The organism is Flavobacterium psychroterrae, from assembly GCF_018380615.1.
Lineage (GTDB): Bacteria > Bacteroidota > Bacteroidia > Flavobacteriales > Flavobacteriaceae > Flavobacterium > Flavobacterium psychroterrae.
In genome coordinates this window covers 1-26,151 of sequence record NZ_JAGYVZ010000009.1, presented here as the reverse complement: position 1 = coordinate 26,151, position 26,151 = coordinate 1, and the positions used below count along the sequence as shown (strand labels likewise).

General features: G+C 34.5%; 16 protein-coding genes and 1 pseudogene. 14 read left to right on the top strand and 3 right to left on the bottom strand.

Translation table 11 applies throughout. The annotated features are described in order from the left end of the window. Window positions 1-152: 152 nt before the first annotated feature. The 5 genes from KHA90_RS10800 (at window position 153) to KHA90_RS10780 (ending at window position 9,467) form a co-directional block, all read left to right on the top strand. The gene (locus KHA90_RS10800; RefSeq protein ID WP_213299145.1) at window positions 153-1,292 is read left to right on the top strand and encodes a FecR family protein; all 1,140 of its coding nucleotides are present in this window, start codon (window positions 153-155) and stop codon (window positions 1,290-1,292) included. 135 nt (window positions 1,293-1,427) lie between these two features. Further along, a complete protein-coding gene (locus tag KHA90_RS10795) occupies window positions 1,428-5,072 on the top strand; it encodes a SusC/RagA family TonB-linked outer membrane protein (RefSeq protein WP_213299142.1) in 3,645 nt (1,214 codons plus the stop codon). A gap of 5 nt (window positions 5,073-5,077) precedes the next feature. Then, window positions 5,078-6,502 carry a RagB/SusD family nutrient uptake outer membrane protein gene (locus KHA90_RS10790; protein WP_213299139.1) on the top strand — a complete coding sequence of 475 codons (1,425 nt, stop codon included), beginning with the start codon at window positions 5,078-5,080 and terminating at the stop codon, window positions 6,500-6,502. Between the two features lie 5 nt (window positions 6,503-6,507). Then, entirely contained in the window at window positions 6,508-8,949 is a 2,442-nt protein-coding gene (locus KHA90_RS10785; protein WP_213299136.1) for a zinc-dependent metalloprotease, read from the top strand. Continuing rightward, entirely contained in the window at window positions 8,946-9,467 is a 522-nt protein-coding gene (locus tag KHA90_RS10780) for a DUF3347 domain-containing protein (RefSeq protein WP_213299133.1), read from the top strand. The genes KHA90_RS10785 and KHA90_RS10780 overlap by 4 nt, the downstream gene beginning before the upstream one ends. A gap of 204 nt (window positions 9,468-9,671) precedes the next feature. Here KHA90_RS10780 and KHA90_RS10775 read toward each other — a convergent pair whose 3' ends face one another. Further along, on the bottom strand, window positions 9,672-10,430 hold the full coding sequence (locus KHA90_RS10775) for a phosphatase PAP2 family protein (protein ID WP_213299130.1): 759 nt from the start codon (window positions 10,428-10,430) through the stop codon (window positions 9,672-9,674). A gap of 322 nt (window positions 10,431-10,752) precedes the next feature. Here KHA90_RS10775 and egtD point away from each other — a divergent pair, with 322 nt between their 5' ends. The 5 genes from egtD to KHA90_RS10750 are packed head-to-tail and all read left to right on the top strand — an operon-like array spanning window position 10,753 to window position 16,639. After that, entirely contained in the window at window positions 10,753-11,748 is a 996-nt protein-coding gene (gene egtD / locus KHA90_RS10770) for an L-histidine N(alpha)-methyltransferase (RefSeq protein ID WP_213299127.1), read from the top strand. A 17-nt stretch (window positions 11,749-11,765) separates the two neighbouring features. After that, window positions 11,766-12,947, top strand: coding sequence for an ergothioneine biosynthesis protein EgtB (gene egtB, locus KHA90_RS10765; protein WP_213299124.1), 1,182 nt, complete (start codon window positions 11,766-11,768; stop codon window positions 12,945-12,947). Between the two features lie 16 nt (window positions 12,948-12,963). Beyond that, window positions 12,964-13,887 carry an ABC transporter ATP-binding protein gene (locus KHA90_RS10760; RefSeq protein ID WP_213299122.1) on the top strand — a complete coding sequence of 308 codons (924 nt, stop codon included), beginning with the start codon at window positions 12,964-12,966 and terminating at the stop codon, window positions 13,885-13,887. Further along, window positions 13,884-15,452 carry an ABC transporter permease/substrate-binding protein gene (locus KHA90_RS10755; protein ID WP_213299118.1) on the top strand — a complete coding sequence of 523 codons (1,569 nt, stop codon included), beginning with the start codon at window positions 13,884-13,886 and terminating at the stop codon, window positions 15,450-15,452. Before KHA90_RS10760 ends, KHA90_RS10755 begins: the two co-directional genes overlap by 4 nt. Before the next feature lie 23 nt (window positions 15,453-15,475). After that, on the top strand, window positions 15,476-16,639 hold the full coding sequence (locus KHA90_RS10750; RefSeq protein ID WP_213299116.1) for a MalY/PatB family protein: 1,164 nt from the start codon (window positions 15,476-15,478) through the stop codon (window positions 16,637-16,639). A gap of 73 nt (window positions 16,640-16,712) precedes the next feature. Here the strand turns inward: KHA90_RS10750 and KHA90_RS10745 are convergent, their stop codons facing one another. Continuing rightward, window positions 16,713-17,381: a YceI family protein gene (locus KHA90_RS10745; protein ID WP_213299113.1), complete on the bottom strand. Its 669-nt coding sequence runs from the start codon at window positions 17,379-17,381 to the stop codon at window positions 16,713-16,715. A gap of 256 nt (window positions 17,382-17,637) precedes the next feature. On the opposite strand from KHA90_RS10745, the gene KHA90_RS10740 reads away from it, so the two are divergent. Beyond that, window positions 17,638-18,195 (top strand): NADPH-dependent FMN reductase, encoded by a 558-nt coding sequence (locus tag KHA90_RS10740; protein ID WP_213299110.1) that lies wholly within the window; start codon window positions 17,638-17,640, stop codon window positions 18,193-18,195. Between the two features lie 427 nt (window positions 18,196-18,622). Next, entirely contained in the window at window positions 18,623-20,323 is a 1,701-nt protein-coding gene (locus KHA90_RS10735) for a T9SS type A sorting domain-containing protein (protein ID WP_213299107.1), read from the top strand. 24 nt (window positions 20,324-20,347) lie between these two features. Here the strand turns inward: KHA90_RS10735 and KHA90_RS25375 are convergent. Next, a pseudogene (locus tag KHA90_RS25375) lies at window positions 20,348-20,510 on the bottom strand (helix-turn-helix domain-containing protein); the annotation flags it as partial. A 288-nt stretch (window positions 20,511-20,798) separates the two neighbouring features. Between KHA90_RS25375 and KHA90_RS10730 the strand changes: the two are divergent. Further along, window positions 20,799-23,744 carry an Ig-like domain-containing protein gene (locus KHA90_RS10730; RefSeq protein ID WP_213299104.1) on the top strand — a complete coding sequence of 982 codons (2,946 nt, stop codon included), beginning with the start codon at window positions 20,799-20,801 and terminating at the stop codon, window positions 23,742-23,744. Between the two features lie 615 nt (window positions 23,745-24,359). Beyond that, window positions 24,360-26,151: non-ribosomal peptide synthetase (locus KHA90_RS10725; protein ID WP_213299101.1), on the top strand; the 1,792-nt coding region annotated here is incomplete at its 3' end.

Genomic DNA, 26,151 nt, shown 5'->3' with positions numbered 1-26,151 from the left:
CGTATCATCTTAATTGATACATAAAAATCAATACTTTTCTTGCTTTGATAACGATATAGTAATAATTTTTTAATCTTTTTTGTCATTTGCCTATGACAAAAGTACCTTCTGACTGTCTTACTTAAAACAGGACCAAATCTCGTGTTGTACTTATGACTGAAAATGAAATCTTAACGTTGTTAAAAAAATACCAGAATAATACTTTATCTAATCAAGATAAGGACAAACTAGATGCGTGGTATTTGCACAAAGCTTCTACCAGCAATTTACAGCTTAACGAGTACGAGCTGGAAGACAGCTACGAACAGCTGAAAGCAAAATTACCATTGCAGCAGGAAATAAAAGTAATTCGTATTTGGCCCCGCATTGCTGTTGCTGCTTCGATTGCTTTATTATTGGGCACCGGACTATTTTATTTTGCAAAACCAAAAGAACAAATAATTCAGGTTGCAGAAAAACCACAGGAAATTACTCCCGGCGGAAATCGTGGCATCCTGACACTTTCAAACGGAAAACAAATTGTGCTTTCTGATATTTCGGCAAAAGATACCATTGCAAAAGAAGGAGAAAAAGACGAAGTGACAATTAAGATGGGGGCAAATGGTGTTATAACGTATATTATAAATCCAAATACTGCTGCTTCAAAAGAAAACACTAATTCTTTCAATACACTTTCAACACCAACGGGAGGACAGTATAATATTGTTTTGGCAGACGGAACAAAGGTGTATCTAAATGCAGTTTCATCTATAAAATATCCAACTCAGTTTAACGGAGATCAAAGAGTGGTAGAACTAGATGGAGAAGCTTATTTTGAAGTTGCCAAAAATAAAAACAAACCCTTTGTTGTAAAATCAGGTGATCAGGATATAGAAGTACTTGGAACCCATTTTAATGTACATGCATACGATAATGAAGCGGTTGTAAAAACGACTTTATTAGAGGGTAGTGTAGTCGTTACTTATAAAAATCAGAAATCAATTTTAAAACCGGGACAACAATCTAATGTATCTGAAAAATTGAATAAAATTACAATCAAACAAGTGGATACGGAAGCTGCAATTGCATGGAAAAACGGTCGCTTTAAATTTGATAATGCGGACTTGAAAACCGTAATGCGACAATTAGAACGCTGGTACGGAATTAAAGTAGAATACCGCGGCGATGTCTCGGATGTAAGATTTAACGGCGGTACGTTTATGAATAAAAATTTGTCTGAAGTATTAAAAGTACTTGAGCTTAGTAATATAAAATTTAAGGTTGAAGGAAAAACAATTATTGTATATCCCTGATTTTAAATTTACCTGAATATACTGAGACTATAAACTAAAAAACCAGAAGCAGTTGCAATGCCTCCGGTTTGTTTAAAAGTTAATAGCCAGTATAAGTTGTCCACCTATTGTTTAACTATAACCAAATGTAAATGTATGAAATTTAATTTACAACCAAAAAAACCTTACAAAAAATTCAAGAAAAGGATTAACAAATCTAATTTTTCCAGCTATTTATGCGGCTTTAGTGTGTTGCTCATGCTGCTTTGCAGTTATAAAGGGCAAGCACAAAATGTTACCATTAATTTTAAAGGTGCTCAGCTTGAAACAGTGTTGAAAGAAGTGGCAAAACAGGCCAATTACGAAGTTTTTTACACACAAAAGTTACTCAAAGATTCTAAACCTGTAACTATTAATGTTAAGAATTCGAATGTAAAAGAAACCCTGAACCAGATTTTTAATGCCCAAAATTTAAACTACACGATTACCAATCAAACTATTGTGGTAACTGCTGTAAAAGAAAAAGCAGAGAACCTGGGAAACGGATTAATCGATATTCGCGGAAAAGTATTAAACAATAAAAACGAGCCTTTTCCGGGAGTAACAGTTGCTCTTTCAGGAACAAACAGAACGAGTATAACAGATTTTGACGGAAGCTTTTCATTTGAAGGTGTGCCGGAGAATGGTATTATTGAATGTTCAGGACTAACAATTGAGAAAAAATCTTTTGGTATCACAGGGCGAACTGAATTAACGCTGATTGTTGAGGATAAGGTAGCGGCAATGAAAGAAGTTGTAATTACGGGTTATCAAACCTTAACCAGAAGTCACTCAACAGGTTCGATTACTACGATTGACGAAAAAACATTAAATGAAAACATCAATACAGACTTGTCAACTGCGCTTGAAGGTCGTGTAGCAGGTTTAATGTTACGAAAAAATCCTTCCGGAGCTTCAGCAGATACTCCAATATTACGTGGTATGGGGACTTTTTCATCTTTACAAGTAGGTTATAGTCCGCTTTTGGTAATTGATGGTTTGCCAACAGAATTGACTTTAGAAGATATTAATCCTTATGATATCGAAAGTGTAAATGTTCTTAAAGATGCTGCTGCGGCTTCTATTTATGGTTCACGGGCAGCAAACGGAATTATAGTTTTGACTACCAAAAAAGGAAACGGAAAACTAAAAGTAAGTATAAATTCGGTTTTCTTTGTTTCAACAAAACCCAATTTAGGCGATATGAATTATGCTTCGACAAGTGATTTGATCGATTTGGAACAAGCAGTTTATAATAGAGAAAGAGCCAGAGTTGCAAACACAGCTACGATGTTTAGCAGTTATGGAGATATTGGAAACAGCAATCCTAAATATTACAGTCCGCTTTATCAGCTTAACAGAAATTTAGAAGAAGGAAAAATCAATAGTGCAGATTATAACAGCACTATTGCACAATGGAGAAAGAACGATTACATGAAAGATTATCGTGATAATGTATGGCAAAATGAGTTAAGACAGCGTTATAATGTTGCATTTTCCGGCAGTACAAGCAGACAGAATACATATGTATCGATTAATTATGATGAAGCAAAAAATCGTATTAAAAATAACGAGAGCCGTTCCTTCAATCTTTATGCAAAAAGCAGTTTTCAGCTAAATAACTGGCTAAATGCAACATTTGGAGTAAACGGAACTTACAGCAATGACGATGTTACTGATGGAGATTACAGCAGTTATGATATTCAAAAAAGATACGAACGTATCACAGATGATAATGGGGATCTTGTGCTGTCGCCTTTTGTAGCTATTAAAGATGGTTTTACTTCCGGTAGTATTATTAATCCTGCTATAGCTGAAAAAATGGCAGCATTAAGCGGTTTTAAACCAATGACTTTTAATGTTTTAAACGCACTTCAGGAAGGTATCACGCATGAAAATTCACTAAACTTAAGAACCTTTGCAAATATTCGTGCCACTATATGGAGAGGTTTAAGTTTAAGTACACAATTTCAATATGAACTTACAAGAAACGATAACGAGCAATATTACGATATTAACTCTTATAAAATGCGATATGCGATAAATGCGCTAACAGCATATAATCCAACTACAAATGTTTATACGTATCCGGAAGGCGTTTCGGCAGGAGGTCGATATTCACAATCGAGCAGTCAGGCAAGTAATTATTCTTTTAGAAATCAATTAGATTTTAGTCAGGATTTTAGCGAAGGCAGACATTCTATAAATGCTTTGGCTGGTTTTGAAATGCGAGAGACTTTTGTTCCCAGAACAATCGAGCAATTAAGATACGGTTATGATCCTGTAACACTTACATCTGCTGTAATTAATAGCCTTGCGCTAAGCCAGACAGGAACGCCAAGTTACGTTTACGGAAATAACCGAACTCTGGCAGCTGGATCAAGAACGCAGACAGAGATTTTACACCGCTATTTTTCTGTATTTAGTACTGTGGGTTATACCTTTTTATCAAAATACAACTTAACAGGAAGTTATAGAGTAGACAGAGCAGATTTGTTTGGAGTAGATCCTAAATATAAAAACCGCCCATTATGGTCAGCAGGTTTAGGATGGAATGCCAGTAATGAAGAATTCATGAAACAAATAAAATGGGTTACGGCACTTAAACTGAGAGCCACTTATGGTATTAACGGAAACATAGATCAGTCTACAACCCCATATGTAACCGCTACAAGAAAAAATGACAACTTATATCAATCTTTGCAATACACCAATATCACCGGACAGCCCAACCCAATGTTAAGATGGGAAAAAACGCAAAGCACCAACCTTGGTGTAGATTATAGTTTATTTAGAGCAAAATTAAACGGAAGTATTGACATCTATCGCAAATACAGCAGTGATTTATTAGCCACAACAGATTTAGATCCTACTGTGGGTGCATTGACCAGACGAATTAATGCAGGAGCTTTGATGAACAAAGGAGTAGAGTTTAGTATTGGTTCTGACTGGTACAATAATGGTAATTTCCGTATTGGTTCAAATGTAATTTTAGGATTTAACAAAACTACCGTTAAAAAAGTTACCAGAGCACAATCAACTGCTTCGGTATATACAAGCTCGCCTTTAGACTACTTTTTAGAGAATGAAGGCTACAATAGTTTGTATGCTTACAAATATGGAGGAATGGTCAATGGTTATCCTTATATTTTAGACGAAAATGGAAATCCATCCATGACTTTTGATGCCAATGGTATTCCGGTAGCAAATAGTTTAAAAACAGTCAACAGCACAGATGCTTTGGTAAATATGGGAAGTTTAACTCCTACTTATACCGGTTCCTTATCACAAAGATTTTCTTATCGCCAATTTGATTTGAACTTGTTATTTGTTTTTTCAGGAGGAAATGTAATGCGAAAAGAAACTATCGACATGAGTTCTGATGCCGTAAACAACACAGGTATTTCAGATCGTTATACTGATGCAAACCAAAATGGCAATACACGTTTATTTGTGGATCTTGACGAAGGTGTTCGAAATTATGCCATAACAATGAACAGTCAATGGCGAAACTCAGATGTAAATGTAATAGATGGCGATTACATCAAACTTAGAAACATTTCTTTAGGATATAATTTACCAAAACTCTTCGCCAATAAAATGAATATTGCATCTGCAAAATTTACTTTTCAAATGAACAATATCTGGTATTGGAGCGCCGCCGGAAATCGTATCGACCCCGAAGTTTATTCTGCTAATTCCGGCACACGTAATTTACCATTGCCTAAAACGTATTTATTTGGTTTTAACCTTACCCTTTAAAAAAAATGAAAAATTTATATATTCTAATATTGTCACTGATCATACTCACAGTAACATCTTGTGAAGATTATACAGACATAACACCTAAAGGCTCTTTAGTTATTGAAACAGCTGATCAATTTCTTGAAACGGTATCACTGCCAAACAGAGGGTATCCAATCAATAATTTTCAATATTTATCAGACGATCAATGGATGAGAGAAGCAAACGTAATAGGAAAAACGCCAAACATTGATATCATTAATTTTACTTTTGATGAAACTACAGATAGGGTTTCCTTAATGAATTCGTCCAGTTTTTACAATCAGGCTTACAATTATATTAACAGATGGAACACGATTATTTCATTAGTAGATAATAGTACAGGAGATGAAAAAACAAAACAATTAGCAAAAGCAGAAGCTAAAATTTACAGAGCTTATGATCACTTTTTATTAGTAAATACCTATGCAAAGGCATATGATCCTCAAACTGCCGCTACAGATGGTGGCATTTGTATCATGGATAAATTTGATTTAGAAGCGCAGCCATCAAAATCTACAGTAGCACAGGTGTATGAATTTATCCAAAAAGATATAGAAGAAGCACTGCCGTATATTCAGGAAAAACCACTTGATGTTTACCATCCCTCGCTGGCATTTGCTTATGCGTTTAAAGCCAAAGTTCACTTGTTTAAGCGTCAAATTGAAAGTGCTAAGGAAGCTGCAGAAAAATCACTGACTTACAACAATCAAATATTTGACATGGTAGCTTATAACAAATTAGGCGGACCAACTGTAGTTGCTGTACCGGCAGCAAATAACGTCGAAGTATTGAGTTATATGTACATGACAGGTTACAATGAAATGAATTTTGCACAAAGCTATGTGATAAGCCCCGAGCTGAGAACTTTATTTGGAACCAATGATGCGCGTTTTAATTTGTTTTTCAATACTGCAAGCACCACAAATTTAGATCAGGGTTCAAATACAGCATATTGGGCAACTCAATATACACGATTTTTTTATCCTACAGTGGGCATGAAAACTCCCGAGGTATATTTAATGCTGGCGGAATGTTATGCCAGAGAAGATAAATTCAATGATGCGGTTACCGTTTTAAATACATTAAGAGCAAAACGTATTGTATCAGGAACTGTAAATTTAGCCGTTCCCACGACCAGAAAAGAAACGATGGAACTTGTGATCAACGAACGCAGAAAAGAATTGCTTTTAGGATTTAATCGTTTTTTTGATTTAAAGAGATTAAATAATGAAACAGAATATGCAAAAACAATTACAAGGGTATTTCCAATAGTTAATAAAACTGTTCCGCAAAAAACGTACACTTTGCAGCCTAATTCCAGATTATACATTATGCCATTTCCTTTATCTGTGCTGCAAAAAAATCCAAACCTTACATTAAACACAAACGAAACAGTTCCATTTTAATTCAGATGAAGAAATTATTTATAGTATTAATCATGCTGATTGTAGGACAACAGCATGGTTTTGCCCAGACACAGACAGAAAAAAAAGCGGATAGTACAAGCACGCCGCAAAAAGGTTTACAACCATACGATAAAATAATTAAAGAAGGCTCAAAAAGTAAATCAGGTCTTTTTACCATTAATCAGGTAGACAATAAATTTTACTTTCAAATTCCGGATAGTTTATTTAACAGATATATGATTGTGGTTACCAGATATCTTTCAACTCCTGAAGGTATTGGAATTTTTGGTGGTGAGAAAGCTAACGAGCAGACTATTTATTTTGAAAAAGGAGCTAACAATATTGTCTTTTTAAGATCATTGCAATACAAGCAAGATGTTCGTAATGCCGATTCGATGCTGGCAAAAGCATTGGCAGGAAGTAACGAAAATCCAATTGTTGCCGCTTTTCCTGTAAAGACCATAAATCCTGCCACAGGAAATGTTGTTATTGAAGTTACAGATGTTTTCAAGAAAGATAATCCAATGTTCTCTGTCGAAAATAAAGAAAAAACAGAAAAAAAGCTAACCTCACTTTCTGATGATAAATCTTTTATAGAAACAATAGATGTCTACCCAATTAACATTGAAGTAAAAACTACAAAAACATACACAAGCTCTACAGCAAGTAGCGGAAGCATAACCTTAAGATTAAATACTTCAATCGTATTGCTTCCAAAAACACCAATGCGCAAACGTTTTGCCGATGAAAGAGTAGGTTATTTTGCTAATAAATATGTTTTGTTTGATGATGATGAACAACGCGCACAGGCAAAATTCATTATTCAGCGTTATCGCCTGGAACCAAAAGACAAAGACATTAAAAAATACCTGAGCGGACAATTGGTCGAGCCAAAAAAACAAATCGTTTATTACATTGATCCGGCAACGCCAAAAAAATGGAGACCCTATTTAATTGCGGGAATCAACGACTGGCAAAAAGCATTTGAAGCAGCAGGGTTTAAAAACGCAATTGTAGGTAAAGAATGGCCGGAAGAGGATAAAACCATGAGTCTTGAAGATGCAAGATATTCTGTAGTACGTTATTATGCATCAGAAACACCAAATGCTTACGGACCGCGAGTGAGCGACCCAAGAAGTGGAGAAATCATCGAAAGCCATGTAGGCTGGTATCATAATGTGATGAAACTCGTACAAAGATGGTACATGATTCAGGTTGGGCCACTAGATGCAAGAGCAAGAAAAATGCATTTGGATGATGAGGTTATGGGGCAGTTAATCCGCTTTGTTTCTTCTCATGAAATTGGTCATACGATTGGTTTACGTCATAATATGGGAGCCAGCAGTGCAACTCCCGTAGAAAAACTAAGGGATAAAAAATGGGTCGAAGCAAACGGACATACCGTTTCTATAATGGATTATGCACGCCTTAACTATGTGGCCCAGCCAGAAGATAATATTAGTCCGGTGGGAATTTATCCACGTATTGGAATTTATGACAAATGGGCTGTAAAATGGGGGTATACTTATTTTCCTAAAACTAAAGATGAGTTTGAAGAAGAAAACATACTGAACAAAATGACAACTGATAGTTTAACCGCTAATCCTAAATTATGGTTTGGAGGGGAAGGAAAAGACGAAGATCCACGCAGCCAGACAGAAGATCTTGGTGATGATGCCGTTCTTGCAAGCGATTACGGAATTAAAAATTTAAAACGTGTCGTTCCTAATCTTATTCAATGGACCTATCAGCCCAATGATGCTTATGATAATTTATCAGATATGCATAAAGCGGTTGTAAAACAATATGGTTTGTACCTGTATCACGTACTTAAATATATTGGCAACAACTATATAACAAAAAGAACTGTTGATGAAAAAGGCGTGGTTTACCAGCCAGTTCCTAAAGCAAAAGTAAAAGCCGCTATTGATTATGTGGGAAGACAATTGTTTGTTGCACCTCTCTGGATGTATCCGCAAGATATAAGTCAGCTTATTTCTTTAAAAACAGAAGATCAGATTGCAGATCAGCAGAATCAGATATTAAATATGCTGTTAAGTTCTGGAATATTATACAATATCAGCCTTAAAGCGATGCAATTTGAAGGAGCGTATACAGTTCCGGAATTTTTAAACGATTTACAGCAAACTGTGTGGATAAACTTTAGCGGTAATGAAAAATTAGATTATTACAGACGAGGTTTACAGCGCAGTTATATCGAAAAACTAGGAATGGTTTTATTACCTAAAGAAGTAGAACCGGGCAAGGCTTTAAATGCAGCTCAGCGAAGTGATGTAAGGCTTTATGCCAAACAGCATATTTTAAAATTAAGAAATGATGTTGCAAAACTAATGAGTGAATCAACAGGATTTAACAAAGACCATTTTGAAGGCATTCTGATAGAAATAGATAAAATCATTTCAAAAATAAATAATACCACTATATGAAAAAATTATTAGTTATAGCATTCATTTGCTTCGGCACTTTGGCGCAAGCCCAGTTAACATCAAAGGAAGAAGTAACTCCCGAATTAGTGCAAAAACGCGAACTTCAAAAAAAGGAGATTACAAATAATTATCTGGCTTTAAAAAACAATCTTCTTGTTTCAGATAGTCTGGCGGTTGTAAAAAACGCCACAGCATTAAAAAATTCATTGGATAACTTTAAGTTTAAAAAGTTAAATCTTCAGCAAATGAACGAGGCAATGAATAAAAGAAAGGAAATTATAGGTCTTGCTGCTGAAATTACAGCAACTAAAAACATCAATAAACAGCGTGAAATTTTTAAATCACTCTCAATTACATTTTGGGATCTGGCACCTAAATTCAAAGCTGCTGATGCAGAATTACATCTTCAGGTTTGTCCCATGACTAACGCAATGTGGTTGAGTGACAGTAAGGAAATCAAAAATCCTTATTATCCCAAAAACATGTTAACCTGCGGTGAAGTAAAAGCAAGTTTGTAGATTTTTTTAAATTGAATTAGTTGGATAAAATACGGTATTCTGAAAAGATGCCGTATTTGTCTTTTTATATAAACAACTATTTATTGTTTGTCGTTTTTCATTTTCAGAAGCTTTATTTCCTCTTTCAGCTCTAAAATTTTCTCTCCTTAAAAAACGAAAATTTTCTGTAATTATATTTTGAACTCTTACTGGTTGTAATAAAAGTTAAAATGTTTTTATAAAATAAATGGCAAAGTTTTTTCCATCATAGGAAGGAGTTAAGAATGAAGTAGATTTAGCTTCTTTTTTTCCAAACAATTTTCGGGTAATATATGGATTCGTCCAATATGCAATTTTAGTACTTAGAATTCCAATACCCGCCCCGGCAGCCACATCAGTAAGCCAGTGCCTGTTGTTGTACATTCTAAATATTCCGGTTCCTGTAGCAACCGCATAACCTGCCACACCATACCAGACAGATTGATCCTTGTATTCCTGATATAAAAATTCTGCTCCTGCAAAAGCTACCGCAGTATGTCCTGACGGAAAAGAATTGTTAGACGTTCCATCCGGTCGTTCCACATTGGTTATCGATTTTAATGTAAAAACACTCGCGGTCATAATTATAAATGAAGTTGCTAAAATTACCGAACGGTCTCTCATGTTATTTTTTCCTTTAACTCCAAAAGCATTAAGTGCATAAACAGAAACAGCCGGAACATATCTTGAAAAATCATCAATAGAAACTTTACGATCAATATCTTCTGTAAACTCGTCCCTAATTTGATGATTAAAACTTTTGATTTGTCCGCTCTCATTTCCCCAAAATCCGTATCCAATAAGAACCGCTGGAATAATGAGCTGCTTATAAGAGAATTTGATATTTTTAACCGTATCGATTCTCATACTGTCATTCTCTCGCTTATTTTGAGCAAGGCCCAAATAACAGTGAAATACAAATGATAAAATAATGATTTTTTTCATTCTCAATTTAAAATTTATGTTTTAAGATACGAAAAATCTTGTTGTTGTTTTCTTAACAGATTATGACTAAGATAAGAATCTTTTTAATTCTAAAATTAATATGCTTATGAATTTAAAATAATTTATAGGCAGATTAATTTTTAAAATATCGAAAAGAAGCAGGAACATTAAATTACCATCCTGTAAACTATTATCATTTACATCAGTTCAAAGTTCAGTTACTTTCAAATAAAAATGAGGTAATTTTTTCGCAAATATTATTACATAAATAACTACCTTTAATAGAAGGACAGGAACTGAGTGCTTAATTTAATACAATAACATGATACTAAAAACTGAAAAAACTTTAATCAAAGAAGTTGCAGCACAGGATAATGCACTTGAGCAGTTTCGTTTTGATGTGCTTAAAGGACTTAACAATACACCAAAAAAACTCCAATCTAAATATTTTTACGATAAAACAGGCGATACTCTTTTTCAACAGATTATGGCAATGCCGGAATATTATCTGACGAATTGTGAAATGGACATCTTTCAAAATAAAACGTCAGAACTTGCCAATATTATTTTGGAAACTGATGAAGCATTCGATCTAATTGAACTTGGTGCCGGCGACGGAACAAAATCTGCTTTTTTGCTAAAATATCTTTTAGATCAGAAAGCGGATTTTACTTATATGCCAATTGACATATCTGCCAATATATTGTCTGTTTTAAATAATAAATTAAAAGCAGATCTTCCGGAACTTAATATTATATGTCTTGACGGGGAATATTTTAAGATGCTGGAAAAGGCAGCCGAATTATCTTCAAGACGAAAAGTAGTTTTGTTTTTGGGAAGCAATATTGGGAATATGGAGAAGGAGGAAGCACTTTCGTTTTGTCGGGGTCTTAACACATATCTTTCCCCTGGCGATATTGTCCTGATGGGATTTGACTTAAAAAAGAATCCACAAATTATATTGGATGCCTATAATGACAAGGCAGGAATTACCGCAGCGTTTAATCTTAACTTGTTAACGCGAATCAACAGAGAATTGAATGCTGATTTTGTAGTAGAAAAGTTTGAACATTACCAGACTTATGACCCGTTAAGCGGAGCATGCAGAAGTTATTTAATTAGTTTAGATCATCAGCTTGTGAATATTGACGGTCAATCTGTTAACTTTGAAAAAGATGAACTGATTTATATGGAGCTTTCGCAAAAATATTCTTTACAAGAAAGTGAGGAATTAGCCAACAATTCCGGTTTTGAAACAATAAATCATATCATGGACTCTAAATCATGGTTTACAGATGTAGCCTGGTTGTCAGTTTAACATTTAAAGATAATAATATGCAAGCACAAACCTTAGCAATTAGCAACCAGACTATACTAGACAAATACACTAAAATCAGATTGCATTCTGAGCATATCTGCAAGCCTCTGGAAATTGAGGATTTTGTGGTGCAGCCCATTGTAGATGTTAGTCCGCCTAAATGGCATCTGGGACATACAACATGGTTTTTTGAAACCTTTATTCTGAAACCCAATTACAAGGATTATCAGGTTTTTAATGACCAATATGATTTTGTTTTCAATAGTTATTATGAAAGTTTAGGCGCACGTGTTGTTCGTACAGATCGCGGTAATTTAAGCCGTCCTTCGGTTACGGATGTGTATCGTTATCGTGCTTATGTAGATCAGCAAATGAAAGCTTTTTTACAAAACAATTCACTTTCATCAGAATTAATTGAATTGCTACAACTCGGACTTAATCATGAACAACAGCATCAGGAATTATTGTTGAGCGACATCAAATATATATTAGGACATAATCCGCTTTTTCCGGTTTATAGTGTTGATACTGTTTTCGACCAAAAAAGTATTCAAAACAATGAATTTATAAAAGTTGAATCGGGTATTTATGAAATTGGATATCAGGGCGAAGATTTTTGTTTTGATAATGAACTCGGACGACATAAAGTTTATTTAGAGAATTTTGAAATTGCAAAATCTCCCGTAACCAATGCGCAATATCTTGAATTTATTATTGACGGAGGTTATTCTGATTTTAAATACTGGCATTCTGAAGGTTGGGAGTGGGTAAAAGAAAACGCTGCAAAATCACCCTTATACTGGCATTTTATCGATCAAAAATGGATGAATTATACTTTTGCCGGTTTAAAAGAAATAGATTTAAACGAACCCGTTTGTCATATTAATTTTTACGAAGCCTCAGCATTTGCGTCATGGAAAGGGATGCGTTTGCCAACAGAAGCAGAGTGGGAAGTTGCTTCGCCAAATTTAAACTGGGGACAACGCTGGGAATGGACAGAAAGTGCTTATTTGCCTTATCCGGGATTTAAAAAAGCGCCCGGAGCAATTGGCGAATACAATGGTAAATTTATGGTAAGCCAAATGGTTTTGCGCGGCGCTTCTGTAGCAACTCCGGAAGGTCATAGCCGTGCTACTTACCGCAACTTTTTTCATCCGCGTCATCAATGGCAATTTATGGGCATTCGTCTGGCAAAATAATTCATCAGGATAAGATATGATTAGTATAAAGGGAGTTTCCAAAAGTTTTGGGTCAAACAAAGCAGTAGATTCAATTTCATTTGAAGCCAATGATAAAGAAATTCTGGTACTATTAGGCACTAGTGGCTGTGGTAAAACAACCACACTAAAAATGATTAATCGGCTTATTGAGCCTGATAATGGTAATATCTTTATTGACAGCAAAAATATCAGAGATCAAAAACCGGAAGAACTTCGCAAAAGTATTGGTTTTGTGATGCAGCACGCCGGACTTTTTCCGCATTATACAGTTGCACAAAATATTGCAATTGTTCCGAATCTGCTAAATTGGGATAAGCAAAAAACATGGAAAAGAACTTTAGAACTTTTAGAAAAATTGCATCTTACCGAAGATTTGTTAAAGGTTTTTCCGCATGAATTAAGCGGCGGACAACAACAGCGTATTGGTATCGCGCGAGCCTTAATTGCAGATACTCCGGTTCTTTTAATGGACGAACCTTTTGGTGCTTTGGATACCATTACAAAGTCGGCGATTCATAATGAGTTTAAGAATCTTGACGAGCTCAAAAACAAAACCACCATTTTAGTAACGGACGATGTAGTCGAAGCCTTTGAACTCGGACATCGAATTTGTTTAATGGATAAAGGACAAATTGTACAGATAGGTTCTCCGGCAGAAATATTATATCATCCGGCAAATAGTTTTGTAAAAGATTTCTTTGCGGGTAATCGATTAATGCTGGAATATAAAATTGCTTCGGTCAAATCGATGGAATCTTTTCTTTCAAAACCATTATCGATAAAAGCACAAGAACAACTTACTAAAGATGCCAATGTATGGGAAACTCTTCAGATTTTTAGTGCTGAGAATACTTTTAACGAAGACTACGAACAACTTTTGCAGGCATTTAATCACTACAGAAAACTTCAGACAGTATGACACAACAGCAAAGCCTTTGGCAATTTATGGTGTCACAGCATGAAAAGCTGTTTGTACAAATAGGGCAACATCTGGGACTTACTTTTTTATCGTTGCTTTTGGCAATTATAGTCGGAATCCCGTTAGGTGTTTTAATTTCGCGAAGACGAAAATTAGCAGCTTCGGTATTAGGAACAGCAGGAATATTACAAACCGTTCCCAGTATTGCGCTTTTGGGTTTTATGATTCCGCTTTTCGGTATTGGCGCAACACCCGCCATAATTGCATTGCTTATTTATGCTTTACTTCCCATTATACGAAATACTTACACCGGAATTACGGGAGTAGATCCTGTGGTTATAGAAGCCGCAACCGCACTTGGAATGAACAAAATGCAGCGTTTGTTTAAAGTCGAATTTCCATTGGCTATGCCCGTGATTATTGCCGGTATTCGAACCGCCGCGGTAATTAATGTTGGCGTTGCAACGCTTGCGTCGTTTGTAGCTGCGGGCGGATTGGGCGAATTTATTTTTGGAGGAATCTCCCTCAACAATACTAATATGATTTTGGCGGGAGCAATTCCGGCAGCATTATTGGCTGTATTACTGGATTTGATTATTGGTTATCTTCAAAATTCTACCTTAAAAACACTTAAAAAAGTCCTTTATATTATTTTTGGTATTGTAATAATGACAGGTCTTTATTTTATGTTTTCGGCGAAAGCTGAGCGCAAGATAATCGCCGGATTTACACCGGAATTTATGGGACGTCAGGACGGCGATTTAGGACTTCGCTCTGTATATGGATTAAAGTTGAATCCGCTAGTGGTTTCAGATGCGATTATGTACGAAGCGGCGTATCAGGGAAAACTGGATTTGATTAGCGGTTATTCTACTGATGGAAGGATCAAAGCCTTTGATTTGGTCGTTTTAGAAGATGATCAAACCATATTTCCGCCTTATTATGCTGCGCCGATAATTAAAACCCAGACGCTGAAAAAATTTCCCGGACTTGAAGAAACTTTAAATCTTCTGGCAGGTAAAATCAACGACAGTATTATGACGGATTTAAATTATAAAACCGAACTTTTAAAACAAACTCCTGAAAAAGTAGCGAAAGATTTTTTAGTCAGCAGTAATTTATACAAAAAAGCCAATCAGGGAAATGGCGAAACCATCAGAATTGGATCCAAGATTTTTGGCGAACAATATATTTTGGCAGAAATGTACAAAATGATTATTGAAGGAAATACGAATTATAAAGTAGAAACCAAAACCGGACTTGGCGGAACAAAAATATGCTTTGATGCGTTAATGAATGATGGCATTGACTTTTATCCGGAATATACCGGTACAGGATTGTTAGTTTTGCTAAAACCATCAGAACAAAAAATTAAGGAAGTTTCAAAAGACAGTAAAAAAACCTATGATTTTGTTCAGAAAGAATTTCAGAAACAATATCAATTGCAATGGCTCAAACCTATTGGCTTTAATAATGCTTATGCATTGATGATGCGCATAAAGCAAGCGAAAGAATTGCACATTAATACGATTTCGCAATTGAGTGATTATTGCGCTAAAAAATAAGTTTTAAACCAAAACTGGGTATCATGAAGTATAATTTTGATGAGATAATATCACGAAAAGACAGTGGTTCAATTAAATGGGATGAAGCTCCTTTTGGAGAAGTACTTCCAATGTGGATTGCAGATATGGATTTTAAATCGGCACCGGAAATTTTAAAGGCGCTGCAGAAAAGAGCAGATCACGGAATTTTTGGCTACACGGCAATTCCCGAAGCTTTTTATGCTGCCATAATGAAATGGTGGAAAAGAAGATATGGTTTTACCCTTGAAAAAGAATGGCTCGTACCCGTTTCAGGAGTTATACCGGCATTATCCGCAGCCATACAATCACTATCAAAAACGGGCGATAAAGTAATTATACAATCACCGGTTTACAATCATTTCTACAGTAGTATTGAAAACAGCGGACGAATTGCCATTGAGAACAATCTAATTTATAATAATGGAGAATATATAATTGATTTTGAGGATTTAGCGCAAAAAGCTGCCGATCCCAAAGTAAAGCTTTTGATTATCAGTAATCCGCATAATCCTGTGGGAAGAGTCTGGAAAAAAGAAGAATTACAAGCCGTTGGGGATATTTGTTTACAGCATAATGTCTTAATTATTTCAGATGAAATTCATGCCGATTTGGTTTTTGAAGGACATATTCATATTCCTTTTGCTTCATTGGGAGAAAAATACAGTCTAAATTCTGTTACGCTGAGTTCGCCAACCAAAACCTTTAATTTAGCGGGATTACAAGTTGGTTATTTTTTTACAGAAAATGAGCAATTCCGTAAAGCGATTCAATCTTCTTTTCAATTAATGGGAATAGAATTACTCAATATATTTGGCATTGCAGCGCTTATTGCCGCTTATGAAGAATCAGAGCAATGGCTTGATGCTTTAAAAGAATATCTTCAGGACAATTATATTTACCTGACAGAATTTCTCAATTTAAATCTTCCTCAAATAAAAGTCACTCCGTTAGAAGCAACTTATTTGGTTTGGCTGGATTGTACCGCTTTTGGGAAAACGGCAGACGAATTATCGCATATACTTCTTGAAGAACAAAAGCTCTGGATTAATTCCGGTACCATGTATGGAGCTTCGGGAGAAGGATTTTTGCGAATTAATATTGCAACACCAAGAGTTCTTTTACAAATAGGACTTGAAAGACTTTTAAAAGGATTGTCTAAAGTTTAAATCATAAAATCAAAAAAGGCAGCCTAATATTTTCAGGCTGCCTTTTTATGAATAATAATTAACTGTTTAAGTATTATTTTCCTGCCGTAACATTGATACCAATTTCGATATCCTTACTGATCATCCATTCTGCAGGATCAGCTTCTGAAGCTCCAAATTTAATATCCCAATCTGTACGGTTAACAGTAAATTTAGCTTGTAACGTTGCAGTTCCGTCAGCAACAGTAACTTTTGCAGGGAACGTAACATTTACAGCTTTACCTTTAAGAGTAAGATTACCGCTTACAGTTTTATTAGCACCTTCTACAGCGTCTTTTGCAGGAGCAGCTAAATCTGTAACGCTTGTAATTTTAAAGTCAGCTGTTGGGTTTTTTTCAACATCAAAAAAGTCAGCACTTTTTAAGTGCGCTTCTAATTCTGAGTATTTTTTGTCTTTTTCAGTCACAGATGCCGGATCCACTTTTATAGATGTCATATCAATCACAAAATCACCTGCAGTAAGCTCATTTGCTTCAACTGATACTTCACCTGATTTAATAGCAAGTGTTCCCCAACGAGGCGCAAAACCACCTTTATGAAATGCTTTCCAGTCTACTTTTGATGTTTCCAGTTTTACAGCTAATACTTCACCCTTTTTTTCGGCAACCTGCTTTTCCTCGCCTGTTGTTGTTTCGTTAGATTTTTTACACGCCGTTATAAATAAAGTAACAGCGACTAATGATAATACAGTAAATTTTTTCATTTGTTTACGTTTTAAAAATTTGTTAATGACTAAATCTTATTTAATGCAAAGTTCATTGATTAAAAAAAGACAGGGTTATACTAATCGGAAATTTAGTGATAATTTCAGGAAAATAAGATATAATAAGTTCTTTATTTGTTGTAAAACAAAGTTAATAATTTATAAATAAGCAGCTATTATACTTCATTTTTTTGTAAATTACAGATGTAAACGAATGCTTTAAAAAGCAAAAGTCATTAATATAAAACACATAGTTATGAGTAAAATAATTGGAATCATCGCAGGAAGTCTTCGTAAAGAATCATTTTCTAAAAAAATAGGCAAAGCTTTATTGGCTATGGCGCCCGAAGGATTTGAGTTTAAAACAATCAGGTTAGACGACCTCCCAATATACAATCAGGATTTTGACGATAATAATGAAGTGCCTGAGGCTTATACAACTTTTAGAAATGAGGTAAAAAAGCTTGACGGATTTATTTTTATTACTCCGGAATACAACAGATCTGTTCCGGCGGTACTTAAAAATGCGCTTGATGTAGGTTCACGTCCTTATGGTAAAAGTGTTTGGGATGGCAAGCCCGGAGCGATTTTTAGTAATTCGCCTGGTGCTGTAGGAGGTTTTGGTGCCAATCATCATTTAAGACAAAGCCTTGTATTTTTAAATATTCCGGTGATGCAGCAGCCGGAAGTTTATCTTGCAAAAATTAATGAGCTTTTTGATGAAAGCGGAACTATTAAAGAAGGCGAAACCAAAGATTTTATTAAAAAAGCGGTTGATGCTTATGTAATTTGGTTCAACCAAAATCAAAAATAGCTTTTGGTAAAGCTAACTGTTGTTAATATAACTTGCTTAAAATAATGTGAGCCGTATTAAAAAGGATTGAATTTCATGTACAGATGATTTCATATTGCTTTTTAATAACGGCTCACATTTCTTGTTTTTACTACTTAAACATAATTTCGACGCGGATTTGGCGGATTCGTTATCACGAAGACAGGGATTTACAAGGATCTTTTTTTTATTCTATATAAAAATCTGCGAAAATCGGTGTTTTTGCAAAGCAAATCTGTTTTATCCGCGTTCTAATTTATCCAGTTTCTATTTTTAACTTAATTGCACCTAACGGGTTATTATTAAACAAAAATAACAACTAGGATTTCATTCTTTAATTAATACATTTGGCTTACCAAATCTAACAAAACGTCAAACCTAAAGGCGTTTTAAAAATAAAAAAAAGAAAATGAATAGAAAAATTACAATTTTACTGTTTTGCGTTTTGTCGAATTTTTGTTTTGCCCAAACCAATTATTATGTTGCCGTAACGGGTAGTAATACCAATTCCGGAACACTTGCTTCACCTTGGAAAACAATACAATACGGACTAAATCAATTACCTGCTAACGGCGTTTTAAATGTTTTTCCTGGAACCTACTTAGAAAAAATTCTAATTCCGAACAATAATATTACGCTGAAAAATTATTCTGCAACACTTCCTGTAATTGATGCAGGAGGAATAAAAACTCAAAATGCTATTCTTGCGATCAACAATAAAAGCAATGTTACTATTGATGGAATTGAGCTGCAAAATAATATTCAAAATGATGCGCAGGGAATTTTAGTTGAAGGAAGCGGAGCAAATATTACGATTAAAAATTGTAAAATACACGATATTCATTTTTCTTCTAATGTAAATGCAGCTGTAAACGAAACTGTAAATGCACAGGGAATTATCGTTTTTGGCACAAACGGAACAACAGCAATTACCAACTTAAAAATACAAAATAATGAATTGTATAATTGCAGATTAGGTTATAGTGAGGGAATTGCCGTAAATGGAAACGTAAACGGTTTTGAAGTCACGAACAATAATGTTTACAATCTAACTAATATTGGTATCGATTTAATTGGTCACGAAGGCACTTGCCCAACTCCTGCAAACGATCAGGCACGAAACGGTCTTGTTAAAAACAATATTACCCATAATTGTATCGCCGTGTATTCAACATCCGGAGGAATTTATATTGACGGAGGAAAAAATATAATTGTCGAAAACAATACCTCATATCATAATGGCTACGGAATAGAGGTTGGGTGTGAAAAAAAGGGAGAAACTACAGATGGAATTATCATTAGGAATAATGTTTTTTACGACAATCAGATTTGTGCAGCTGCCATAGGAGGATTTGATTATCCGTCTGGTTCGGGAAAAGTGATCAATTCCTCTTTTAGAAATAATACCTGTCTACAGAATGATTACAGCAATTCAGGAAACGGAGAATTATACCTTTCTTACAGTGAAAACAGTACTATTGAAAACAATATTTTTTATACCCGCACTCAAAATATTCTCGCCTACGCAGAATTAACGCAGCCGGGTTTAATTTTTAATTATAATACATTTTTTTGTCCGGCAGGTGCGGCAGGTTTAACAACAGACTGGAACGGTAAGTACTATACAGGATACACTCCTTTTGTAACCGGAACTTCAACAAACGCCAATTCGATATTTGCAAATCCACAATTAACTAACGCAGCAATTGCAAATCCTGATTTTCATATTTTGACGACATCTCCAGGTAAAAATGCCGGAAACCCAGCTTATATTGCTGCCAATACTGAGACAGATTATTATAATGAAGCAAGAATTGAAGGTGGGAGGATTGATTGTGGAGCTGATGAGTTTACAATTACTACTTTGGGACTAGGAGATAAAATAGAAATTTCTACATTCAATATTTACCCAAATCCAGCCACAAATTTTATCAATATTGATTCTGGAATGAAGGCTGATAAATACGAAATATTTAATATTAGCGGACAAAAAGTTATGGAAGGATTTGATGAAAATAAAATCAATATTTCAGAATTAACTTCAGGAATGTATTTTATAAAGTTTGAAATTGAGAGTAAAAGTTACGCATCCAAAATCATAAAAAAATAAATTTTTTGCAATATAAAATCGTTATTAGTTTGTTTTAATTCTTTGTAATTCAGTAGGTGAGTAGCCAAACTGTTTTTTTAATGCAAACGAAAAATGCGATAAATTCTCAAAACCTGTTTCATAATATATGTCAACAGGTTTTTTGCTTTTTTCGGTAAGTTGGTAATGCTAATTCTAATCTTTTGTTTAGGAATAAATGTAGCGGTCTGTCTGAATTCAAAAATTTTTCGGCGAAAAAATGTACTAAAAATTTCCACATCCTCATTGATTCAGACTTAAATCAGAAACTTCTTACCTATATTTATTGTAGATTTTTTATTTTTAAAATAAGTATTATAGTATTGATTATTAAATAGTTATATCAACGAAATCGTTGTATAAATCTTGATTTTTAACATATCTTTTTTTTAAGCTTTTTAATAAGTCTAATTTCGGTATGTCCTTTTCAGGACCTAACTATTTAAAAACCAAAATTATGAAGAATCAATTACATGCTATTTTTAAAAGAGGCAAATTTTGTCTTTTAACGGGGATTTTTTTCCTCTTTTTAACCTCAAATTTATTCGCACAGCGCGGTTATTATGATGCAGCTTATAAAAGGTACGAAGCAAATCTGGGTCAATTGTCTAATGGTGCCACAACTACTTCAAAATCATACATTCAGGCAGATCTTCAATCTGAAGCTACAGATCAGCAATGCGTAAACATGTCGGCAACCAATGCAACAATTCAATGGAATCTTACAGAAGCTGCAGATGGGCTTGTAATTCGATACAGCGTTCCAGACGGACAAACGGCGACTTTAGGCGTGTACAACGGGAACACAAAAATTACAACTATTACATTGACTTCAACCTGGTCGTGGGAATATTTGTGGAGCAACGGAAATCCTAATAACGGCGGAATCACAAATCAAAATCCAAGAATGCGATTTGATGAAGTACGTTATAAACTTCCTGCTAAAATAGCAGCATCCGGAACCTTAAAACTGGTGAGGGAAACGGGAAATATTCATTTGGATTTTGCAGAAATGGAACCCGTTGCCGCAATTGTTACAGCTCCGGCAGGTTCAGTTACTTATACCGGAAACGGAAGTGATCTTCAAACCTTTATTGATGCAAACGGCGGTAAAAAAATATTTATTCCAAGTGGTGTTTTCAACGTGAATCGCGAATTGTATTTTGGTTCGGCAAACACCTCATTAATTGGTGCAGGAATGTGGTACACTCAAATTAATTTTACCAATACAAGCAGTGGTAATGGAGGATTGCGTGCAAATGCAAGTAATATATCTTTTGCAGATCTTTACTTAACGACCAATTCTGCTTCCAGAAGTAATTCCTATAAAGCGATAAATGGTGTTTTTACTGCTACTTCAACCATAAAAAATATTTGGGCAGAACATTTTGAATGTGGCGCATGGATTGCACAATATAATGTAGGCGGTCCGGCTATTGCAGATGGATTTACGTTATCTCATTGTCGTTTTAGAAATAATTATGCTGATGGAATTAATCTTTGCAAAGGAACTGCAAATGCCATTGTAGAACATTGCAGTTTTAGAAATAATGGCGATGATGATCAGGCAATCTGGTCAGCTGACGGGCTGGAATGTATCAACAATACTTTTAGATACAACACATCTGAAAATTGCTGGCGTGCCACTGGTTTAGCTATCTATGGCGGAAAAAATAACAAAGCCTACAATTTAATTATAAAAGATAATCTTGAAGCGGGGATCAGAGTTAGTAATAATTTTCCCGGAGCGCCATTTAACAATGATGGAAGCCATGAAATACACGATATTGCAATAACCTCATGCGGAACTTTTAACGATACTTATAACAATCCGGTTGCGGCAGTAGATATTTTTAGCGCCAGTAATGCCGGCACTCAGGTAAAAAATGTTCAGTTGTATAATATTGATATTATAGATTCAAGAAATGATGCTATATCGATAAGTAAAAGAGGAGGAGACGGAATTTATAATCTTAGCTTTAAAAATATAACTGTTAACGGAACCGATAAAGAATATCCAAATAATAATGCACTTAACAGAAATTGGGGCAGAGGATTCTTTGTACTTATAGCAGGTTCCCCAAGCGGAAACGGTACGTATTGCAATATGAATTACTCCAATAGAGGCGGTAATGCAACAAGTAATGAAGAATTAAGTGCAATTGGTACTTTTTCATGGACACAAAGCTCAAATTGTTCTACTACTACAATTCCGGTAACAGGAGTTACGCTTTCACCAACAACAGCAACTTTAAGCGTTGGTTCAACACAACAATTAACACCTACAGTTGCTCCGGCAAATGCTACAAACAAAACGGTAAGTTATAGTTCTAATAATACTGGCGTAGCGACCGTAAATGGAGCAGGTTTAGTTACTGCTATTGCTTCGGGATTGGCTACAATTACTGTTACAACGCAGGATGGTAACAAAACGGCAACTGCTGCAATAACTGTAAATTCATCAAATGTAGCCGTTACAAGTGTAAGTTTGAGTCCGGCAACAGCGACTTTAAGTATTGGCGCAACACAACAATTAACGCCAACGGTTTTACCAAGTAATGCAAGCAATAAATCGGTTACTTATGCTTCAAACAATACGGGAGTTGCAACCGTAAATTCAGCAGGTCTGGTAACAGCAGTTTCTAACGGAACCGCAACAATCACGGTTACAACTGTTAGCGGAAATAAAACAAGTACGGCGGTAATTACGGTAAGTACCGCAACCGGAAACTACTTTACCATTAAAAATAAATGGACAAATAATTATTTATATGATGCCGGCGCAAATGTAGGTTATGGCGCTGCTGTTGCCAATAACAATTACAAATGGGAAAAAGTAGCAATTGATGCAACTTATTTTATTCTGAAAAATGTTGGTACGGGAGATATTATGCACATCGAAAACTTAACAGGCGCGGTACAATGTACTTCCGGACAAACTACGTGGTATAGCGCACAATGGTCAAACGAAAATGTTGATGGTACATGGGTTAGAATTAAAAACAGATGGCAATCCGGAAGTATGATTCATATTGAAAACCTAAACGGTTCTGCCCAATATTCCGGAGCTCAAAACAATTGGGAAAGCGCACAATGGCAATTTCAGACAACGTCTACATCAAAAAGAATTGATAGTATTGAAGAAGAAGTAACAGCTGAAAACAACACTTTTATTGGTGTTTATCCAAATCCGGCAATTAACAATGAATTCAATATAGTATTCCCGGAATTAAAAACTGGTGATATTGCCACAATAACAGTTACTGATATAAATGGAAGAAAGGTTTTAATTAGCAAACTAAATACATCATCAAAAATCAATCATAATTTAGCTGCAGGAATATATGTTGTTACAATTAGTTCTAATATTTTTAATGTTTCTAAAAAACTGATTGTTAAGTAACAAAAAAATAGATTTATATAAATTTAAAAAACCAGTGAAGTTAATTTCACTGGTTTTTTTTAAAAATAAAAGTACAGAATTTTTAAATTGAAATTTATGTTGAATTGTAAATAGGAATAGGTATTAAAATTGAAGTGATTTTAAGTTGTAGATAATAAAAAACACCTAGTACTTTAACATGCAACTTGATGAAAAAACGATATTGATTATTTTAATATCGTTTTTTTTGTCCATAATTTTATTTTCTACAAACAGTATAAAGTCAGTTAAATAGATTGTGACTTGGGTCAAAATTTAATCTTTTATAAAATACTAATAGGAGCTATTGATTCTCTATTATTTAAAGTTGCTGTTATGCCATTAACTTCCGTAATTTTTATTTGAAAAGTCCGTAATTTTTAGGTAATCACTGTTGCTAAATTAGCCAAAAAATGATTCAATATTATTAAGTTTTAAAATTGATATTTTGGGAATTGCATTATGAAATTTAATCGAAAAGAAGTTGATTATAATTTATAAAAGCAGAGTAGAAGGTGCTAAAAAAGTGATTTTTAAATATTGTTTTGAGAATAAACAAAACTTGTTTGTTCTCAAAAATAAAAAATTTAAAGTTTTATGGATATAAGTAAGTTGCCAAATAAAAATAACTTTATTTCAAAATACTGGAAGAAAAAAGCAGCAAATAGAGAAAGAGTTTTTCTGTTAAATGCAGAACAAAAAACGTTGCCTAATATTATAATTAATACTACAGAGCTATCTTACTTTAGTAAGCTTACCAATAATAAACCATTAGCTCAATATGCTGTTTTAAGTGCTGTATATTCTTTTTTATTAACTAAATTGACCTATGAATTTGATGGTTATATTGTGTCAAATTATAAAGAGCATAACAATCCATTACTTCTTTCATTTCCTATAGATTTAAAGGTGTCTTTTAAAGAATATCTTCAAACTGTAAAATATGAAATTTTAGAAGTTTTAAAATATTCGGATTTTAATGACCAGGATTTATACAATAAAATTGATTTTGGAAGTTTAAGTTCATTTTCTAATTTCGGATTAAAATTAAATGGTAATGTTACTATAGATTGTAATGGGATTTTATTTGATATAGAAATAAGTGATGAATCCCTTAAAATAAAGGTTTCCTATTTACAAGAATTTATTAATGAAAGCTTAGTAAAATGTTTAGCGAACCATTTTAAACATTTTATAGTTGATTTAGAAAAGTACATTGATTCATCTTTATCTAATTATCCTTTATTATCAGCATTAGAGAAAAGTACTTTACTTGAAAGTTTCAATGCTACAACGGTATCTTATCCTGAGGATAAAACGATAGTAGATCTTTTTGAGTCGCAGGTATTTCGAACTCCGAATAATATTGCCGTTGTGTATGAGGATGTGAAACTTACTTATCAGGAACTTAATGAAAGAGCCAATCAGTTAGGGGCGTATTTAAGGGTTACTTATGGAGTTGGTCCGGATGATTTAATAGGCATTCGTTTAGAACGCAGCGAGCTTATGCTGATTTCTATTTTAGGAATCTTAAAAGCCGGTGGTGCCTATGTTCCTATTGATCCGGGTTATCCTGCAGAGCGTATCAGCTATATAGAGAAAGACAGTAACTGTAAAGTGGTTATAGATCGTGAAGAACTGTTGTCATTTGATAAAGTTTGTACTGATTTTGCCAAAACAAATATTTCAAAAATCAATAAACCAACGGATCTTGCTTATGTAATTTATACCTCGGGAACTACAGGTAATCCCAAGGGAGTTATGATTTCCCATACTTCACTTGTGAACCGTTTGGAATGGATGCAAAAAGCCTATCCATTATCTTGTGATGATGTAATTCTTCAAAAAACCAGTTATTCTTTTGATGTTTCGGTATGGGAACTATTATGGTGGATGTACAATGGAGCAAGTGTCAGTTTTTTGAAACCCGATGCCCATAAAGATCCTCAGGAGTTGGTAGAGGCCATATTTAACCATAAAGTTACAGTCATGCACTTTGTGCCTTCGATGTTAGGCGCTTTTCTGAACTATTTAAAAGAGCATCCTGCAGCATTAGAAAAACTAGGCAGCCTTGTTCAGGTATTTACCAGTGGAGAAGCGTTGACGGTGCATCAAAACAATACTTTCTTTGAGCTTTTGTCTACAGTATCGTTAATGAACCTGTATGGCCCAACTGAAGCAGCTATTGATGTAAGCTACTTTAAATGTGCTGCAAACGCAACACTTATCCCGATAGGGAAACCTATTGATAACATCCAATTATACATCCTGAACAACACCTTACAGTTAGTTCCCGTAGGTGTAGTAGGGAAGCTGTATATCTCAGGAGCCGGACTGGCAAGAGGTTACCTAAACAAAGAAGAACTTACGGCAGAGAAATTTATTGAGA

Excerpts from the sequence above, each read along its gene's own strand:
- KHA90_RS10730 (WP_213299104.1), top strand. The coding sequence starts at position 20,799 with ATGAAGAATCAATTACATGCTATTTTTAAAAGAGGCAAATTTTGTCTT.
- KHA90_RS10745 (WP_213299113.1), bottom strand. The coding sequence starts at position 17,381 with ATGAAAAAATTTACTGTATTATCATTAGTCGCTGTTACTTTATTTATA.
- KHA90_RS10760 (WP_213299122.1), top strand. The coding sequence starts at position 12,964 with ATGATTAGTATAAAGGGAGTTTCCAAAAGTTTTGGGTCAAACAAAGCA.
- KHA90_RS10790 (WP_213299139.1), top strand. The coding sequence starts at position 5,078 with ATGAAAAATTTATATATTCTAATATTGTCACTGATCATACTCACAGTA.
- egtB (WP_213299124.1), top strand. The coding sequence starts at position 11,766 with ATGCAAGCACAAACCTTAGCAATTAGCAACCAGACTATACTAGACAAA.
- KHA90_RS10795 (WP_213299142.1), top strand. The coding sequence starts at position 1,428 with ATGAAATTTAATTTACAACCAAAAAAACCTTACAAAAAATTCAAGAAA.
- KHA90_RS10785 (WP_213299136.1), top strand. The coding sequence starts at position 6,508 with ATGAAGAAATTATTTATAGTATTAATCATGCTGATTGTAGGACAACAG.
- KHA90_RS10755 (WP_213299118.1), top strand. The coding sequence starts at position 13,884 with ATGACACAACAGCAAAGCCTTTGGCAATTTATGGTGTCACAGCATGAA.
- KHA90_RS10750 (WP_213299116.1), top strand. The coding sequence starts at position 15,476 with ATGAAGTATAATTTTGATGAGATAATATCACGAAAAGACAGTGGTTCA.
- egtD (WP_213299127.1), top strand. The coding sequence starts at position 10,753 with ATGATACTAAAAACTGAAAAAACTTTAATCAAAGAAGTTGCAGCACAG.
- KHA90_RS10735 (WP_213299107.1), top strand. The coding sequence starts at position 18,623 with ATGAATAGAAAAATTACAATTTTACTGTTTTGCGTTTTGTCGAATTTT.
- KHA90_RS10800 (WP_213299145.1), top strand. The coding sequence starts at position 153 with ATGACTGAAAATGAAATCTTAACGTTGTTAAAAAAATACCAGAATAAT.
- KHA90_RS10775 (WP_213299130.1), bottom strand. The coding sequence starts at position 10,430 with ATGAAAAAAATCATTATTTTATCATTTGTATTTCACTGTTATTTGGGC.
- KHA90_RS10740 (WP_213299110.1), top strand. The coding sequence starts at position 17,638 with ATGAGTAAAATAATTGGAATCATCGCAGGAAGTCTTCGTAAAGAATCA.
- KHA90_RS10780 (WP_213299133.1), top strand. The coding sequence starts at position 8,946 with ATGAAAAAATTATTAGTTATAGCATTCATTTGCTTCGGCACTTTGGCG.